Origin of the sequence: uncultured Psychroserpens sp. (genome assembly GCF_947492715.1) — a bacterium.
Lineage (GTDB): Bacteria > Bacteroidota > Bacteroidia > Flavobacteriales > Flavobacteriaceae > Psychroserpens.
In genome coordinates, this window is sequence record NZ_CANLNS010000001.1 from 459,747 (window position 1) to 477,826 (window position 18,080).

The following is an 18,080-nucleotide window of genomic DNA, read 5'->3' on the forward strand; positions in this document are numbered from 1 at the left end:
TTATTTCGAATTACTGAAGCCTTACTTCTTGTCCATCCAATAATGTTTGTAAACCAGCAGTAGCGATTTTTTGTCCTTCTTTCAATCCAGACTGTATTTCAAACCCTTCGCCAGTTAAACTACCTATAGTGACCTGTTGTTTTTTTACTTTGGTAACACCGCCTTCGTCTTCCACAAGAAACACAAATCGCCCATTACTATCTTCCCCTACAGCATTGGCCGGAACGACTAAAACTGTATTGTCAGCTTCATGGTCTCCAAAATCAAAAGTGACATTAGCGGCCATTCCACTTTTTATCTCATCACTTGGATTGGTCACAGTAACGCGAATAGGATATGTTGATGTATTAGAGTCTACAGCAGGTGAAACTTCGGTTACTTTGGCCTTAAAATTCTTATCTGATAATGATGTAAAACTAACGTCTACAATCATATCTGTTGTAACTCCGTTAATAACACTTTCTGGTATCCCTAAAGTAATCTCCATCTCATTCCCTGCATTAAGTGTTGCAACGGCTTGGCCTGCACTTACATTTTCATCAATTTCAGACATCACAGCCGCAATGACGCCTACTTCAGGGGCGTAGAGATATCCATAACGAACCTGTTCCTGTTGTATTGCCACTCCACGTTTAGCCGATTCGTGACTCTCCTGGGCTGTTTTATAAGCATTTTTTGCCGCTTCAAAATCGCTTAATGAAGAACTTCCTTTTTCGTATAAAGAGCGTACGCGATTTAAACTCAGCTTAGCTGTATTCATTTGAGATGCTGCACTATTTAAGTCGGTCAATGCTTGTTCGTATGATAATCGAGATTGCACATTATCAAGCTTTGCTAACAACTCACCTTTTTTTACTTTTTTTCCCAGCTTTATATCATATTGTGTAATAATTCCCGAATTCCTAAAACTTAGGTTAATAATTTTATCCGTTTGTGCTGTTCCACTAAAAGTTCTTATTTTTTCACCACCTAAATAACCTACAGTTTGATACTTAACTGGGCGAACAAACTTTTCTACAGTCTTTTTTTCTTCAGAACATGAAAGAAACACCGTTAATAAAAGGAGGTAAATACTAATTCTATTTTTCATCATAATACTAATTTCTTGTGTTTAAATATTCTAAAAAGCGTTGGTTAAATTCATCATTCTTGGCTTGGCTATTCAGCAAAAAGTAGTACCCTAAAAAGCGTTCCATTTGTAAAGCATTAATTAAATAATTATACACTGCACTAACTCGTGCTAATCTTGCGCCTATATAGTTATTTTGTGCATCTATTAATTGTACAATGTTTACAGCGCCATTTGAGTAAGATGCCTGTGTTAAATCGAGCGCTTCCTTTGCTGTCTCTTCTGAAACTTTAGATAACTCTATATTGGAGATTTGATTAATCACATTTAAAACGGCGTTCCTAATATTCGCAGACAAGGCCAGCTCTGTATTTGCTTTATTAATCATTAACTGATCTTTTTGAATGATAGCAGTTTGTCTATTAATGTTAGTTTGATTGCTATTTAATATTGGAATTGATACGTTAAGAGCAATATTATAGTTATCATCTAAAAAAGAAGTGCCTGGAGGAGCTGTGCTACCTACTCCGCTTCTATCAAAGACTCTATTGTATTGCCCCTGAATACCTATAGTAGGCAGAAAACGACCTCGGCCATTTAATTGTATGTTACGCTCAGTAGCATCAAGGTTATAACCTAAAGCCTTTAATTCGGGTGCGTTGTTTTTAGATTCTTGAATTAAAAAATCAATAAATGGCTCCCGTAATTTTGGATTATCTAATACATCTATAAAATTATCATAATTATAATTTTGTAAAAATCCCTGATCTAAATCTACATCTGTAATTTCTATTTCAGTATTTACTGGATTATTCAGCAATTGATTTAGACTCACAAAACTTTGTTCTAATTGATTGATGGCCTCAACCATGGTTTGAGTGTTTTGAGCCATTTGACTGCGAAAACGCAGTAAATCTGATTTTCCAGATTCTCCAACTTCATAATTTTGTTCGGCAATTTGTAAATTCCGACGTGTCAATTCTAAATTACTAACTTGAATTTGCAGGTTAGCTTTCAGTATTAAAGCATTGAAATAAGCATTAGATGCATCAAATACTAAATTTAATTGTTCTGCATTTAAATTTTCTTGCTGGGCGTTCTTTAGGCTTTTTTGAATTGCAATGGAAGCATTAGCTGCTTCGGAGAACACAGTCTGTTGTAGAGTAACATTTCCAGCGGTTTGAAATTCCGGGTTTTGTCCATTACTGATTTCTGCAAGATTAGGATCTGTATAAGTTCCATTAGCGGCAGCTGTTAAACTTGGTAGGTAATTACTCTTAGCCGTTTTCACATCTTGTTGACTCAACTCGACATCTTTTTGAATAGACTGTAACGATAAATTCTCATTAAGTACAGTATTAATAACATCAACCAAGTTATACTGTTTTTCAGACATAACATTTCTAAACTCACCTACAAAATCAGTATCATTAATGAGGCTATATTTAATAGGAACTCCAATTAAATCTGCAGTATTAAAGTTTAAAGTTAGCCTACCATTATAGTCTATAAAAACAGGCATGTCAGACAAATTGGTTCCGTTTATATAACCCTCTACTGAGAGTGCTATTCGTCTAATAAATTGATCTAAATTATCATCAGATTGATTGGTGGCCATTAAACCTAGTTTTACTTGCTTAATTCCGCTAGAAGTAAAAGATGGTAGTTGATTTGTTATAAAGTTTTGAGCCAGTAATTTTACTTCATCATCCTTTAGGAAAAACCCACTCGCTAAATATACAGCATCAACATCACCAAGGTTTGTTGTAATATCTGATATCGTTTCATAAGGTATCAACTCATAGGTAGCGTCTAAGGACTTAAAGGATTCATCGAACGTTTTCTTTAAAGGTAAAAGGTCTACCATATGATTTTCCACAAGGATTCCTAATCTTTTAAAGTTGGTAAGTTCTTTAAACTTCACAAAGTCTTCTTGATAAGACTCAGACTCAATTAAATATGTGAAATTATTAATTCCGGATGTTGTTTTATTTAAATCTATTTGACTAAAATCTCTATTAACGGCTCCAAACAAAATAGTTGGTTTCTTATGAATAGATTGTTTACTTATAATTTCATTATTAACAACGCCAAAAGCTAAAATAATATCTGTATTATTAGATAATAGCGTATTATAATTTTGCTCTGCAGTTTTTAAATTATAATCGTTGACTAAAGTGTTTTCTTTTGAAAATATAATGTTTGCATCTTCTCCAACAACAGCAATGATTTGATCTTGCATTGTTTTGAGTAAGGGTTCCATTTCTTCTGTTCTATTATCTAAAAGAACACCAATATTGTAATCTTTTTTTTGTGCAAATAAACAAATGGTTAAAAATAGAAATGAATATAAAATAAATTGCTTTTTCATTTGTTGACTAGGTTAGTATCTAAATTTACATTCTTTTTCGATACATCACAACCTAAACAATAATTTATTGTTGAATTTCTAAAGATTAAACCTAATTAAAAAGCAACACAAACCACATTATTGCGAAAAAAACTTCGAGTTTTGTGTATTTAAAGATGCTTAGTTTCTTTTCGCCATTACTGGTTGTGGTTGTTAGACTGCCAACTTTTATTCTAATGCATTAGGTAAGTTGACAGTCTACAACACTTTTTCTTTTTGCGGTTACAGAATAGTATAAGTCGTTTTTACAACTTCCCCTAGTCTAAAATACCCTAGTACTTCCTCATCTGGACTATTAATATTGATACAATTTCCTTTTAACTGCACTGGTGTTGTTTGAAAAGGTCCACCGCCTTCACCTTCAGATTGCTCAATGAGTATATTGATGTAATTATAATATCTCTCTGACGTACCATAAATACTAATGTCAACGGTTGCCTCTGCAACTAAATCTTCATTATCAAATTCTATAAAGTTCTCATTACCATCAGTAAATTGGTCGCTTAATGCTGTTAATGTGAGTAAAGGGTTTACAGATGAATTAAATTCACCCAGATAATAGTTATCAATATTGATTGGGTCGTCAAAAAATACTTTAAGTTGAATTTCTTCCTCATCACCATCACCTTCAATTGTTTGTTCTACATCATTAATATCTGTTACAGACATCAGGGTTTCTGTTGCTGTATAAGTTTGTTCATTATACAGAATTTCTAAAGTATAGGACTGATCAACTACAGGTACAAAATTAGTAGTGATGTAATTACCATTATTTTGATCTTCAAAAACAAACTGCATCCCATCATTATCTTTTGTAACAACAACAGAAGCACCAGTAACAGGAACATCTGGATTATTACTAAAATACGATGTAGATTCACTTAATGTAATGGTCTGTGTCTGTCCCGAAGTTCCCTTTTCCCAGTTAATGGAAGCCTCCACCACTAATCTTGGACCGCCATCTGGGACATTCACATCCACCGTGTCTGTACACGAATTAAAAAAACCAATCATTATCAAAATCAAGGCTATGCCTTTATGTCTTGTATTACTATTTGTATTTCTATGTTCGATATTTTCATTAAAAAAGTTCATAGTTCTAAAATTTAAAGTTGTAAGATATTGAAGGAATTATGCCAAAAATTGCAGTACGTGTAGCCTCATTGACACTAGTATCTGTGTTTTGTCCAAATGAAATGGAAGCAGCATTTCTTCTATTGTAGAGATTATAAATACTAAACACCCATTCACCTTGCCATTTTCTATCTTTATTTTTTCGCGGTGTAAGCGTAGCAGAAATATCCAACCTATGATAAGCAGGAAGTCTATCTGCATTTCGTTCAGAATAGGTTGCAACCGACAAGCCATTATACTGAAATTGCCCGTTTGGGTAGGTTACAGGTCGTCCTGTCTGAAAGGCGAAATTAGTTCCAAAACGCCATTTATCATTTAACTTATAACTTCCTGTAAACGACACATCATGTGTTCGATCATAAGGTGTACTGTACCAGTTACCGTTATTAATACCTAAGCCTCCTGCCGCACCTCCTGGTGTACGTTGTTCTGATTTTGAAAGTGTATAGGCCAACCATCCTGTGAAATCACCTTTATTCTTGCGAAGCAATAATTCTAATCCATAAGCTCTAGATTCACCAATAAGTATTTCCGTTTCAATGGTATTTTGTGCTATCAAATCGGCACCATCAATATAATCTACGCGATTATCAATAGTTTTATAATACGCTTCTGCCTCTATAGAAAACATATTGTCTTTAAAATTTCTAAAATATCCAACAGCGAATTGATCTGCAATTTGTGGTTTTAAAAATTTTCCACTTGGTGCCCAAACATCTAGAGGCGTCGCCGATGTTGTATTTGAGATTAGGTGTAAGTATTGTGCTATACGATTATAGCTTGCCTTAATAGATGAATTTTCATTGAGTTGATAAGAGACGGCGAAGCGTGGTTCAAAATTACCGAAGGTTTCAATACTCTTTCCTCTACCATATTCGGTCTCTCCAATTGGATCGGCTTGCTCATAAATATCTAACTGCGAATTGTAAACTACTGGTAGTCCGTTGGTATATTCATTTAACGTTTGTTTTCCTATACGATTAAAGTAGCTGTAACGCAATCCATATTGAGCCGTAAGTTTATCAGAAATTTTATGTTCTAAACTAACATAAGCTCCAGCTTCTAGAGCAAATTTATCATCCAATTTCATTGGGTTAATCCCAGAGCTTTCATTTAATGGATTTAATTGTCCTGGATTGAAATTATAGTAAATACCACTGACACCAAAATCAAATTTCAGTTTGTCGTTCATATAATATCCAAAATCATAACGCACATTATAATTATTGATATCAGACTTCCAATCGATGCCTTCTGAATTGATTTCGAGGTTATAATTATACCTACTATAAATTAAAGACAAGTTCGAAAATAATTTATCGTTAAAAATGTGGTTCCAACGTAAATTCCCTGTGAGATTCCCATAAGAATTGGTAAAGAAATTAGATAACTTAAAACTATCATTTCCGAGGTAACCAGACAGGTACAATTTGTTTTTATCGTTAACCTGATAATTGGTTTTTAAATTAAGGTCGTAGAACCCAGCGCGATTGTTATTGTTTGCTAAAGCCAGAAACAAGTTGGCATATGATGCACGACCTGCCAGTAAAAATGACCCCTTGTCTTTAAACGTTGGTCCTTCAACTGTAAGTCTACTAGAAATAGCACCAATACCACCAGAAAGTTTGAAGTTTTTACTATTACCATCCTTCTGTCTGATATCCAAAACAGAGGAAGCGCGTCCTCCAAAACGTGCAGGAATACCGCCTTTATATAGTTTAATATCTTTAATAGCATCTGCATTAAACACCGAAAAGAAGCCAAATAAATGGGATGCATTGTAGATAATGGCTTCGTCTAACAATACTAAGTTTTGGTCTTCTGCACCACCACGAACATTAAATCCAGATGCGCCTTCACCTGCATTGGTAACACCAGGTAACATCTGTAAGGATTTTATCACATCTACTTCGCCCATAACTGCGGGCATTTGCTTAATGGTTTGACTAGAAAGTTTAGCCATACTCATCTGTGGTGTTCGTAGATTTACTTTTTTAGACTCTTCTGCTGTAATAACAATCTCATCTAATTGCCCAGCATCTTCTGCAAGTTCGATGTTAAATTTAGTGCTTTGATCTAGTACAATTGGCCTTTCTATAGTTTTGTATCCTAAATACGAAATCACCAAAGTATAGTTCCCTTTAGGCGCTGTTAGCGAATAAAAACCATATTCGTTTGTTGTAGCGCCTATTGAAGTGTTTTTTAATAAAATGGTAGCTCCCAAAAGAGTTTCTCCATTTGCTTGGTCTTTAAGCGTTCCACTCACCGTAAATGTTTCTTGAGCAAAGCCAAGCCAAGAGATAAGTAGCGTACCAAAAATCAGTGTTTTGTTCATAAATAAATGTTGTTTTTTGATTAAGATTCGCCAAATATAACGGTGTAAATACTCTCGAAGTGCAGAGTATTATTGAGTTAGGTGTAGAATGTCTTTTTTAGGTGCGAAATGATTTTAGTTTAACGTTTTCTTAGGAATTTATCGTGAGTTCAACTAAATATAATGTCAGACATTTTATCAATTTATGTTCTAAATTTCCTGTTTGTGATATCGAAGACATGAAGATTTTGATGATTAAGACAAGGTCTAGTGCAAAACTATTTAAGACCTAATCATCACGTATTTTGTTTGTTTTTTAATGCGCTTTATCTCTTATGTAATTAATACTTAGAGAGCAGAGATTTTACATCTTTAATATAGGTTTTAGATACTGGAACTTTTAACACACTTGCTTCATCTAAAATTACGTTAGGCTTTTGATTGATGCATTTTAACTCTTGAACATTAATCAAGTTTATAGCGAATGAACGATGGCATTTGAAGATAGACGGAATATCTTGAAGTTCGTTCAATAGTTTTGAAAACCTCGTTCTTATATTTTGTTCTATCAATGCATCATTGCGCTTATACTTAATAGACACATATTGGTTTTTAGATTCTATAGCATAGAGGTTATTTAAGGGAATTGTTAATTTACATTCGCCCTTCTCGTCCAAAATCTTAATGAGTTCTTCATTGCCAGAAGCAATTTTATAATGTGTGGTCACCACATCTAAATCGGTTTTTAATTGTTGCTTATCATTTTTCAATTGTTTTAAATGGACATACATTGAACAGCCCAAAACAGGGTATAAAAGCACAAATACTAAAGCCAGGTACGTTATTAAGACATCAAAAACCAATTCATCTAATATAGCATTGACCGAATTTAGCTCTTCATTATCAAAGGTAATTTCTACAGCAGCACTTAATAGAACAATTAAAGCAATGTCTATTAAAAACCATTTTAAAAAGCTCTTTAAATTGTTCTTGGTATTAGGAAAGCGTTTTCGCAATACAAACTGACTTACATATAACACAATAAAAACCACAGTACTTAAAAAGATAATTAAGGCTAAAATTTGGAGAAGTGAGTGTTCTCCACTTTCTATTTCTGCGCTTAATCCAAAAGGTTGATACACTAATAAGAATAGCATAAAGAACACACTACAGCTTATAATATAAAGCCATTTTTCTTTTTTGCATTGAAAATGATGAAACGGTAGATTTAAAAATTGATGAAATTGCATTGGTTTGTTAGAGTTTGATTTTGCATTAGAGCAAACTACATTTTATCCAATTTAGTATAAGCAATTTCTTAAAGGTTTGTTATTTTTAATTCTATTTCATCAGTTTTTATCTTTTAAAGTCATGTAAGTTTTTATCATCTAATTTTTGGCTTCACGTCTATATGGTTAAAACCCAAAGCCTAATTTAAAGGCAATACGTAAACCATCATCACTATTAAATGCTGAAAGATTAGCTGTAATCATATCTGCTGCATTTGCAAAAATACCGCCTCCAAAAGAATTGTTCCAGCGATCTGAATCTTCTCCATCTAGCCATACGCGACCATAATCTACACCTCCATAAAACCCAATATTTAATGGAAGTAATCCTGTTTTGACCTTACGTAGGTTGAGTCTTAAATCTGTACTTTGCACAAAAGCACTATTTCCTATAAAACGTTCATTTCTGTAGCCTCTAAGACCTTCATTTGCTCCTAAGTTGGCACCTTGATAAAACTCAAAATCATCACCTAAGTTGATTTGTCCTTTAAGTTTAGTAGCCAACACCAGTTGACCACTTGGCACCAATTTATAATCGAAACTTAACTCCGGAATAATGTAACCAAAACCACTTGATGTGCTTACATTATTTTTATATCCCGTTTCCAGTGCAATCATCATTCCCAACGTTGGAAAAGCGGCATTATCTGTATTTGCATATTGGTACTTTGCTTCTATACCATAAAAATCTTGTTTATCAAATACGGCATTATTAGCAGGTAATAAGGCTATAAAGCGGTTTTCTGTTCGCTCTACCTCGTTAGATTCGTAACTAATACCAACTTTAAAACTAGCACCTAGTCTCCCTCTCCAAATTAATGAAGGCGCAATTTTAAACGTTCTTATTTTGACACGGTTATAATCAAGATCCACATCTAAGCCATCATCTTCATCAGCCTCAGGGTTTACAGATTCATTTCCAAGACCAAAGAAGTTAACCGCATAATTAGGACTTGTAAAATGTGCTTGTATACCTAAATTCATATCGCCTACCACATTAGCAAACTCACCATTATAACCCAAATCAAATCCTTCTGTTGCAAAATAGTAAGCCGCCGAAAACGTATGTTGAGATGTAAATGGATTACGTTCAAATCCATAATTAGTAAGCGTATTTGAAAATCCAATTTTAAAACCGTCATCAGGGTTTGCTCCCAATGTTGGTATAAATTGATTACTACTATTTTTTAATTTTTTATAATCGTATACATTGGTTTCGTAGTCGTCGGTTAATTTAATGCGACCATATTTGGTAATAAACTCGCTTTCTTTTGACTTATAATCGTAAATTTTTACACGCTTCCCATTTTGAACATCATAGCTATCCTTATTCTGCCCACCAATGAGCCTAATATTTATAAGTTTATTTCCTTCACCATAAACCTTAAACACATCGTCGTCGTCCAAACCATAAATCCAAATCTCTTTGGTGTCTTCACAGGTATAGGTTCGCTCGTGAAAGACATCCGATTTTTCACCTTTTTTAATTCTATAAGCCGTTACTTTTGTATTTCCATTTGGTAATCTTTCAATATCAAACCAATCATCTTTGTCTGTTCCTTTTATGAGTCCAAACATGTTAATGTGCTCATAATATTCATCCGATATTTTTTGCAGATTTGATCGTCTTCCTTGTAATTTCCGTTTTATGGTCTGAATAGTTTCTTGATTAACTTCCGAAGGAAAATATGTAAACGCCTCATCTATGACATCATCTGTAAGATTGGCAACAATATGTTGCACTTGAGCATTCCAAACCTCCCTATCAGATTCATTTATCAAGGCCATATCTAATGGATAGGGTTCTAAATTAAACCATTTAGGGCTTTTTAATTCTTCGTCATAACTCTTCATTAAGCGCAAAGCGGGTACAACAGTTGTTGCAAAACTTAGCAATGTTCCATCGGCCATAATTGAAAAGGCTTGATCTCGATCTCTTGGTACTGGTCGATAAATTGTTTTCCCATTTTCTTTAAATTTGGCCCAACGCCATTGATCTTCATGTCTATCCCAATCTCCAATAAGCATATCGAATAAGCGTGCTCTAATATAGGCGGCTTCATCCAAAATATGATCTTCATCTTCATGTAGTTCTTTTAATAGATCATCTGTACTTATCAATTCATTTGAAAACCCAAAGATTGCTTTGTCTCCATGACCATCAGAAGCCCGTTCTTCAATCATGTACAGCTCATCACCAAACTCTTCGTTGTACATCCCTAAAGCGTCTTGTTTCGGAATATAGTATAACACTGGGTTCGTGTGATATACACCCACTGCTTTAGATAATGTTCCTATTGTAAAAGGTGCATAAGGATGAGATCCAGTAAAAACATCTAGAAGCAAACTTTCGGTATAAGTATCATCAAATTGTCCTTCAATATATTGATCTTTAAAGGCAACGGCTTGTAAGTATTGAACAGCGTTTTTACGCAGTGCTCTCATTACATATTCCCTACCTTGTTTATCTTCTAGTCTAACAGATTTTGATTGATGTCCTCCTCCTTTTCGAGTAGGTCTTAAACCTCCAAAAAGTGTATCAAGGTTTACTGTTGGTGCAGAAATATTTTGACTAAACTCGTCTCTATATCGCTTTCCCCAAAGCGCTCTATAGAGTCCTCCTTTTGTGGTTTCCTCTTTAGTGTAGATTGATGCTGTTGCTTGTTTAGCAATGTTATCATTATAATTAACACTTGCTACTTCTATTTCAGGAGCGTGTACTTCCTTTTGAAAAACAGTTTCGTCATTTGATGCTTTAATAAAACGGACAAAAGAAGAACCATCTTTAAATACATCGAGTACAGCATATCCTTGAGTTCCATAAGAAAACTGACCTCCTTGTACATTTCGAGTTGCTGACACTTTAGAACCAGACCCACTCACAATTTGAGGTAAATTATCTTGAACTATATACTGTAAACTATGTTCATGTCCTGAAACAAAAATAGTCTTATCATTTTCTTGTGACAAAGTGATAATGCGCTTTCTAAGTTGGTTATACAATTTATTCTGTACATCTACAGTAGTAACCCCTCCTGTTTTTCTAATGATATTTTTAAGGGTTCCTAAAATTGGAATTGGCTTCATATGACTTCCAAATGAAAATTGCCCTCCATGTGAACCATTAGTAAATATAGGATGATGTAAGGCAACAATAGTAGTTTTACCCCGAGCTTTCTTTATTAAACTTTCGAATTCATCAAAGAACTTATTTCGTGTCTTGATATCGCAGTCATCATTAATTGTAGGATGGTCATCCCAATTGGTTAAATACCATTCAGAATCTACCAAAATCATAACAATATCTTCAGAGATATTAACCTTTTCTAATGGGCATCCGTTTTCTGGTAAAAATGTATTCTTTCCTAACTTATCTTCAATATATCTCTCTTGGCGTTTCAAACCTTTAACGCCGTCACTATACCAATCATGGTTCCCTGGTAAAAAAATAGTTTTTCCTTTAAAATCTTTAACAACACTTGTTTGTGCATTAAGTTGATATTCTGCAAATGCTCTAGATTCTTCTCCTTTTTTAGGTAATCCTTTAGGATAAATATTATCGCCTAAGAAAATGGCTGTACTATTTTTCGATGCGCCTTCTAATTCCTTTTTAAAAGCACTTAAACTTTCTGACAATTCTCCCTCTGGAGAGTTCCCTGCATCTCCAATTAGGTAAAACGTATGATCAATCTCTTTACCCTCTGGATAGGTATTAAAGTACTTTTTTACGTCTTCACTGATCTCAGTCTCCTGTGTCTTTGTGAAATCATATTGTGCCTTATATGTTGCGCAGGCGTTTAAAAGCGCCCCTACAACAACTAATGTTATTAATTTCTTGAAGATTTTCATTTGGATGGTTTTCATTTTTAAAGATATTGATTCTTACGATAATTTCTCCCATAGACTATCGGTAAAATAGTGCTTGCAATCTAAAAAGTGTTTTTTAACACTAAAGTCTGTGTTTTGAGCCAATTGTTCTATTTCTGAAATAGCATATTTTTTTGAAAGCTCTGTCCATATAAGTTCATTTTGCTCAAAGGCGATAGTTGTATTCAATTTTTTGATCTCTATTGTCTGCGTTTTTAAGCTTACAATATAACTTCTAACCTCGCCATTTAAAGGATTATAGTGACAATAAAAATCGAAATCATCGATCTTAAAATCGGCGTCAAATTCGCGGTTAATTCGAAGTAAAAGGTTTAGGTTAAAACGTTTGGTCACACCAGTTTTGTCATAATATGCATTGTGTATTGTAATTGGATTTTTTTTCAAATCCATACCAATGAGTAATTTATCATTAATACTCATATTTTGATTAAAAAGTTTAAGCAAATTAATGGTATCACTTGGGGTATAATTACCAATATTACTTCCTAAAAACAAAAGCAAACTTGGCGTATTAGTTTTTGAGGTTTCATCAAGGATTTCAAAGTAATCACCAATTTTAGGTGTTATAGACAGTTGTGGTAATCGCGACTTTAATTTTTGGGTTAAAATCGTAATAGCTTCTTGAGATATATCAATAGGAACATAATTAAAATCGACGTTTTCATTTACTAAATATTCTAAAAGCTTAAATGTTTTAAATCCGTCACCAGCACCTAATTCGATAATATTAAAAGGCTCATTAAAGTCTAAATTTTCAACTATTTGTTGCGCTTGAAGCGACAAAATTTCAAATTCAGCATCAGTCAGATAATACTCAGGCATCTGCATAATTTCTTGAAATATGCGACTTCCATTGTCATCATAAAAATATTTAGAAGACAAATGTTTTTGTTCTGCGGTTAGTCCTTCTATTATGTCTTTTGCAAAGGTATTGTTCATATTATTTTACCAGTCTTATTCCTGAAAATTGCCATCTCATTTCAGGGTGAAAAAAATTGCGATACGTAGGTCTGCTATGACCATTTACGGTTGCTACCGAAGCACCTCTAAGCACCATTTGATTAATCATAAATTTGCCATTATACTCTCCAATCGCTCCAGGAGCTTTTGAGTAATTAGGATAAGGTAAGTAGGCACTATTAGTCCATTCCCAAAGTTCGCCATAGTTGAACTGTTTTGATGCCACTTCCCATTCAAATTCTGTTGGTAAACGCATCTGTTTCCATTCGGCAAAAGCATATGCTTCATAAAAACTCAAATGGCTTACTGGGTTTTTAAGATTAACTTCTTGAAAACCCTGTAAGGTGTATTGATGCCATTTACCATCTACTTTATGCCAATATTCTGGTGCTTGAATTCCATGTTGTTGTATAAAATCCCACCCTTCGGCATGCCATAGATTAAAATTAGTATAACCTTGGTCATCTATAAAGTTGATATAATCTTCATTAGTTACTAATCGATTAGAGATTTCAAACTCATTTAGATATACTTTATGTCTACCAAGCTCATTGTCATAGCAAAATGAATCTTCGTCATGTCCAATGCTATAAATACCTTCATCTATTTTATGCCATTCTTCTGGTTGGTCAATTTCTGAAAGTCGGATAGCATTCTCAATAGTTGGAAAGGTTGGTTGATTTCCTAAAATATATTTGATATCATAATAAAACAACTCCTGATGCTGTTGTTCATGTTGTAAGCCTAGTTCAATAATTGCTTTGATACCTTCTGAAATAGTTTCAGACAAAAACTCAAGCATTTGTTGGTCAACATAGGCTCTATACTGATACACTTCATCAACCGTTGGTCGTGTCATTAAACCTCTATTAGGTCTCAATACGCGTTCTCCGGCATTGTTATAATAGCTATTAAATAAATAGGCAAAATCTATATCGAAAACTTTATAATTTGGTTTATGTGCCGACAACACAAACTGCTCAAAAAACCAAGTACTGTGGGCCAAATGCCATTTAGGAGGTGAAACAAAAACAGCTGGTTGTACAGAATAATCTTCAGTTTTAAGTGTTCTGCATAACGTTATAAATCGCTGTCGTGTTTCTATATACGAATGTTTTAATGTCATTGATTGATGATGAAAGTTTTAAATTAAATAAGTTCTGTGTCAATAATCACTTCATTTTGTAGTGTTTTATGCACAGGGCATTTTGAAGCAATCTCTTTTAAACGTTGTTTTTGCTTATCGTCTAAGTTACCAATAAAAGTCAACTTTTTAGATAAATGATCAATTCTTGTAGGCTTTTCTAAATCTAACATTAAATCGTCACTGTGCTTCTTAGAATATGTTATGTGAGCATACACTTCTTGTAAATCCCATTGCTTACGTTCTGCATATAATTTTAAAGTCATTACAGTACAAGCTGCAAGTCCAGCACTCAGAAAATCATAAGGTGAAGGTCCAAAATCATCACCACCAACACTTTCGGGTTCATCTGCAATGAAATTGTGCTTTGCTGTTTGAATTGTTGTTGTAAAATTATTTTCTTTTAGATTCAAATGAGCAACCAATTGTTCTCCATCAGTATCTAACATAAGGTTTTCTTCAGGCTCAAAATAACGTTGCACCCAACTCCCTATTAGATTACCAGCATACAGGCTATCTCTTGTGTTAGACAGCAAGTGGTCTGCATGATCTAAAGTTATAAAACTTTTAGGGTGATGTGCATTATGATATAACTGTTCTGCATTTTTAATACCAACAATGGTGTCTGTAGGTGAATGCATGATTAGTAGTGGTTTTCTCAAAGACTTTACAATCGAAGGCAGATCGGTTTTATCGAAGTCAGAGACAAATTCATCGTCAATTTTAAAGGGCCTTCCTCCAATGTTAATTTCAACTTTACCTTTTTCTTTTACCTCCTCGATACCATGAGAAAATAAATGTTTTACATGACTCACTGTTGAAGGCGCTCCAATAGTAGCTACGGCTTTTATATTATCTAATTTTGAAGCCGCCACTAAAACTGCAGCTCCACCTAGTGAATGCCCAACAAGTAATGAAGGCGCTTTATAATTTTTAGCGAGATAATCATTAACCGCAATGAGATCATCAACGTTGGCAGAAAAATGACTTTCAGCAAATTCTCCTTCACTTCGTCCTAAACCGGTAAAATCGAATCTTACAACTCCAAAGCCATGATTAGTAAGAGATCTGCTAATATTTTTTACTGCGTTTAATGCGCTACTACATGTAAAGCAGTGTGCAAAAATGGCAAAATAATGTGGTTTTTGATTGGCTGGCAACTCCAAATATGCCTGTAACTTATGGCCTTTTTTGTTTTCTATTTTTAATCGCTCGTTACTCATATTTATTATTTTTTATGCTGTTATCTCCTTTTTTAAATGGTCTAATTTGTCTTGTTTAATGGCATTAGCATAATTCCTAAGCAACAGTATCAACTTAGGGTTTATAAAGGATTCACAAAATGGTTTTTTAGGGTTATTAAAATAGTAATTGGTAATCTCTTCTCTAGATGGTTTAAACTTTAGAAACTCTAAAACCAGCGTTATTAACGCACCATCTCTTTCTTTGTTCAATGTTGTTAAAATCTGATTTACTTCGGTGTTTTGCTGTTCGGAAAACGTATAAATTGCTGAGCGATATTTCGACCTCATTGAGTGATTTTTGGTACTCTTATGCGTTAATAAATGTATTTCAATCAACAAGCTAATGTTAATCGTATCTGGATCGTAAGTGACAATTATGCCTTCAGAAAAACTCGAAAATTCATCAGTTGAGGCCAAATAACCTTGATCTACAGAAATAACACCTTTCAATGACTGAAATACAGCTTCAGTACACCAATGACAACCGCCTCCTAAACCTATTTTCTCATCTGCAATCATTACTTAATAACCTCGACACCTCGCCAGAACGCTACGTACCCTTTAATAGATTTAGCTAACTGAGATACCTCAGGGTAATACCACGCCGCATCTCTATTTTCTTTTCCGTTTACATCCAAAGTATAGTAGGATGCTTCTCCTTTCCAAGCACATGTAGTATGGGTTTCACTTGATTTAAAAAATTCTTTCTTAATACTTTCGGGTGGAAAATAATGATTGTTTTCTATCACGATAGTATCGTCACTCTCTGCTATAATTTGATCATTCCAAATGGCTTTCATCTTCTATTAATTTAAAATTGTTTAAAAACTGAATTACTTTCTGGTTTGGCATTTCGCATGGCTTCAGTAATTCTTTCTCCGATGTTATATAATAATTTAAGCTGATTACATCATTACCAGCTAACTCTTTTGCATATACTTTTATACTTTTCCCTTCATTAAAATCGTCTCTTGTAACTCCATATTTTTTCTTTTGAAAAAGAACCTCTACATAACCTTTTGGCAACAACTTTATACGATTTAGAATACTCATTACGAACTACATGATAACATAGAACATCCTACTTTATGTCTCGCCCAATCTGGTCTTTTGGCAAACCATTTCTCGTATTTTGGCTGCTCATCATATGGTCTTTTTAAAAGTTGAAACAGTTCGTTAATTTGTTCATAATCTCCTTTATTTGCGTCATCTATAGCCAATTGCGCCATATAATTTCTGAGCACGTATTTAGGATTTACGGTATTCATTTTAGACTGCCTTTCGGCGTCAGAAAGCACCTCCTTGATTAACCTAGAATTGTAGCGCTCAAACCAATCACGCCATTGCTGAGCCACAGCATCAGATATTTCATTTGGCACATAAAATGACTCCTTTACCAAGTCCAAACCTCCTTTAGCATCTCCTTTTTTAAATTGGCTTAGAAGTCTAAAAAACAGGGTCATATCGGTTTCGCTTAATACTAAAGCATCTTCTAAATCTTGGACTAATATATCATCTTTGTCGTCTTGTTTCTCTAAACCTAATTTAGTCTTCATCATTGCCAACGATTTTTTTTCAAAATCGGATTTATACTGTTCTAAAATAGCTTCAAGAGGTTCAACTTCTTCAATTAATGGAAATAATGCATTAGCCAATTGGTATAAATTCCAAAGCCCAATATTAGGTTGATTACCATAACGATATCGTTTATGCTGTTTATCTGTTGTATTTGGCGTCCATCCAAAATCGAAACCTTCTAACCATCCATAAGGTCCATAATCTATGGTTAAACCAAGAATAGACATGTTATCTGTATTCATTACACCATGCACAAAACCAACACGTTGCCAATGTATAATCATATCTCGAGTACGTTGTGCTACTTCCGAAAAAAACTGAATATAAGTTTCTTTAGAAGGATCTCCTAAGTTTGGAAAGTGCTGTTTTATGGTATAATTGGTTAAGGTTTTAAGTGTTTCGTGATCTTGTCTTGCAGCAAAGATTTCGAAACTTCCGAAACGTAAAAACGACGGAGCAATACGAGATACTATGGCGCCTTTTTCGTAGGCCGAATTGCCATCATATAGCATATCGCGTAATACCTCATCTCCAGACAATGCTAGTGACAAAGCCCGAGTTGTAGGCACTCCCAAATGATGCATGGCCTCGCTACATAAATACTCTCTAATAGAAGACCGCAATACTGCGAGCCCATCTGCAGATCTAGAATATGGCGTTTCACCTGCGCCTTTAAGCTGTACTGTCCATAATTTGTTATGATGCTCTACTTGGAATAAGTTAATCGCTCGTCCATCTCCCAATTGCCCTGCCCAATTACCAAACTGGTGACCACCATAACACATAGCATATGGCTGTGTATTGGTTAGCACTTTATTCCCTGTAAATATATTAGCAAAAGTTTCGTTCTGTATATCTGCCTCAGAAATTCCCAAAGCCTGAGACATTTCATCTGAAACATGAAGGATTTTGGGAGCGCTCGTCTGCTTTGGTGTTACATACGAAAAACAAGCATTTTTAACCTGACGTCTAGAATTTTCTAGAATAGGATCGGCTGGTAATTCTTGAATAAATGACTGTTTTAGATTTAGTTTCATAGTATAGCACATC

The 18,080-nt window shown here is 34.2% G+C and carries 13 protein-coding genes; all 13 read right to left on the reverse strand.

From position 1 onward, the window contains the following. Positions 1-10 precede the first annotated feature (10 nt). Positions 11-1,093, reverse strand: a complete 1,083-nt coding sequence (locus tag Q0787_RS02135; RefSeq protein ID WP_298900559.1) for an efflux RND transporter periplasmic adaptor subunit — start codon at positions 1,091-1,093, stop codon at positions 11-13. 4 nt (positions 1,094-1,097) lie between these two features. After that, positions 1,098-3,440, reverse strand: a complete 2,343-nt coding sequence (locus tag Q0787_RS02140; RefSeq protein ID WP_298900560.1) for a TolC family protein — start codon at positions 3,438-3,440, stop codon at positions 1,098-1,100. A gap of 261 nt (positions 3,441-3,701) precedes the next feature. Continuing rightward, positions 3,702-4,574 carry a DUF4249 domain-containing protein gene (locus Q0787_RS02145; protein WP_298900561.1) on the reverse strand — a complete coding sequence of 291 codons (873 nt, stop codon included), beginning with the start codon at positions 4,572-4,574 and terminating at the stop codon, positions 3,702-3,704. 4 nt (positions 4,575-4,578) lie between these two features. Further along, on the reverse strand, positions 4,579-6,948 hold the full coding sequence (locus Q0787_RS02150) for a TonB-dependent receptor (RefSeq protein WP_298900563.1): 2,370 nt from the start codon (positions 6,946-6,948) through the stop codon (positions 4,579-4,581). A 320-nt stretch (positions 6,949-7,268) separates the two neighbouring features. Beyond that, positions 7,269-8,084 carry a LytTR family DNA-binding domain-containing protein gene (locus Q0787_RS02155; RefSeq protein WP_298900564.1) on the reverse strand — a complete coding sequence of 272 codons (816 nt, stop codon included), beginning with the start codon at positions 8,082-8,084 and terminating at the stop codon, positions 7,269-7,271. Between the two features lie 258 nt (positions 8,085-8,342). Further along, positions 8,343-12,065 (reverse strand): metallophosphoesterase, encoded by a 3,723-nt coding sequence (locus tag Q0787_RS02160; protein WP_298900565.1) that lies wholly within the window; start codon positions 12,063-12,065, stop codon positions 8,343-8,345. Between the two features lie 33 nt (positions 12,066-12,098). Then, positions 12,099-13,043, reverse strand: a complete 945-nt coding sequence (locus Q0787_RS02165; protein ID WP_298900567.1) for an L-histidine N(alpha)-methyltransferase — start codon at positions 13,041-13,043, stop codon at positions 12,099-12,101. A gap of 1 nt (position 13,044) precedes the next feature. After that, on the reverse strand, positions 13,045-14,190 hold the full coding sequence (egtB, locus tag Q0787_RS02170; protein WP_298900568.1) for an ergothioneine biosynthesis protein EgtB: 1,146 nt from the start codon (positions 14,188-14,190) through the stop codon (positions 13,045-13,047). A 23-nt stretch (positions 14,191-14,213) separates the two neighbouring features. Further along, entirely contained in the window at positions 14,214-15,431 is a 1,218-nt protein-coding gene (locus tag Q0787_RS02175) for a bifunctional alpha/beta hydrolase/OsmC family protein (RefSeq protein ID WP_298900569.1), read from the reverse strand. A 12-nt stretch (positions 15,432-15,443) separates the two neighbouring features. Beyond that, positions 15,444-15,971, reverse strand: a complete 528-nt coding sequence (locus Q0787_RS02180) for a peptide-methionine (S)-S-oxide reductase (RefSeq protein ID WP_298900570.1) — start codon at positions 15,969-15,971, stop codon at positions 15,444-15,446. Next, the gene (locus Q0787_RS02185) at positions 15,971-16,252 is read right to left on the reverse strand and encodes a DUF427 domain-containing protein (RefSeq protein ID WP_298900571.1); all 282 of its coding nucleotides are present in this window, start codon (positions 16,250-16,252) and stop codon (positions 15,971-15,973) included. The genes Q0787_RS02180 and Q0787_RS02185 overlap by 1 nt, the downstream gene beginning before the upstream one ends. Further along, positions 16,233-16,505 carry a peptide methionine sulfoxide reductase gene (locus Q0787_RS02190; RefSeq protein ID WP_298900572.1) on the reverse strand — a complete coding sequence of 91 codons (273 nt, stop codon included), beginning with the start codon at positions 16,503-16,505 and terminating at the stop codon, positions 16,233-16,235. Before Q0787_RS02190 ends, Q0787_RS02185 begins: the two co-directional genes overlap by 20 nt. Next, positions 16,505-18,067 carry a YdiU family protein gene (locus Q0787_RS02195; RefSeq protein ID WP_298900573.1) on the reverse strand — a complete coding sequence of 521 codons (1,563 nt, stop codon included), beginning with the start codon at positions 18,065-18,067 and terminating at the stop codon, positions 16,505-16,507. The genes Q0787_RS02190 and Q0787_RS02195 overlap by 1 nt, the downstream gene beginning before the upstream one ends. Positions 18,068-18,080 lie beyond the last annotated feature (13 nt).

What these genes read in the sequence shown, in the direction of transcription:
- Q0787_RS02135 (WP_298900559.1), bottom strand. Translation starts at nt 1,093, where the DNA reads ATGATGAAAAATAGAATTAGTATTTACCTCCTTTTATTAACGGTGTTT.
- Q0787_RS02140 (WP_298900560.1), bottom strand. Translation starts at nt 3,440, where the DNA reads ATGAAAAAGCAATTTATTTTATATTCATTTCTATTTTTAACCATTTGT.
- Q0787_RS02145 (WP_298900561.1), bottom strand. Translation starts at nt 4,574, where the DNA reads ATGAACTTTTTTAATGAAAATATCGAACATAGAAATACAAATAGTAAT.
- Q0787_RS02150 (WP_298900563.1), bottom strand. Translation starts at nt 6,948, where the DNA reads ATGAACAAAACACTGATTTTTGGTACGCTACTTATCTCTTGGCTTGGC.
- Q0787_RS02155 (WP_298900564.1), bottom strand. Translation starts at nt 8,084, where the DNA reads ATGCTATTCTTATTAGTGTATCAACCTTTTGGATTAAGCGCAGAAATA.
- Q0787_RS02160 (WP_298900565.1), bottom strand. Translation starts at nt 12,065, where the DNA reads ATGAAAATCTTCAAGAAATTAATAACATTAGTTGTTGTAGGGGCGCTT.
- Q0787_RS02165 (WP_298900567.1), bottom strand. Translation starts at nt 13,043, where the DNA reads ATGAACAATACCTTTGCAAAAGACATAATAGAAGGACTAACCGCAGAA.
- egtB (WP_298900568.1), bottom strand. Translation starts at nt 14,190, where the DNA reads ATGACATTAAAACATTCGTATATAGAAACACGACAGCGATTTATAACG.
- Q0787_RS02175 (WP_298900569.1), bottom strand. Translation starts at nt 15,431, where the DNA reads ATGAGTAACGAGCGATTAAAAATAGAAAACAAAAAAGGCCATAAGTTA.
- Q0787_RS02180 (WP_298900570.1), bottom strand. Translation starts at nt 15,971, where the DNA reads ATGATTGCAGATGAGAAAATAGGTTTAGGAGGCGGTTGTCATTGGTGT.
- Q0787_RS02185 (WP_298900571.1), bottom strand. Translation starts at nt 16,252, where the DNA reads ATGAAAGCCATTTGGAATGATCAAATTATAGCAGAGAGTGACGATACT.
- Q0787_RS02190 (WP_298900572.1), bottom strand. Translation starts at nt 16,505, where the DNA reads ATGAGTATTCTAAATCGTATAAAGTTGTTGCCAAAAGGTTATGTAGAG.
- Q0787_RS02195 (WP_298900573.1), bottom strand. Translation starts at nt 18,067, where the DNA reads ATGAAACTAAATCTAAAACAGTCATTTATTCAAGAATTACCAGCCGAT.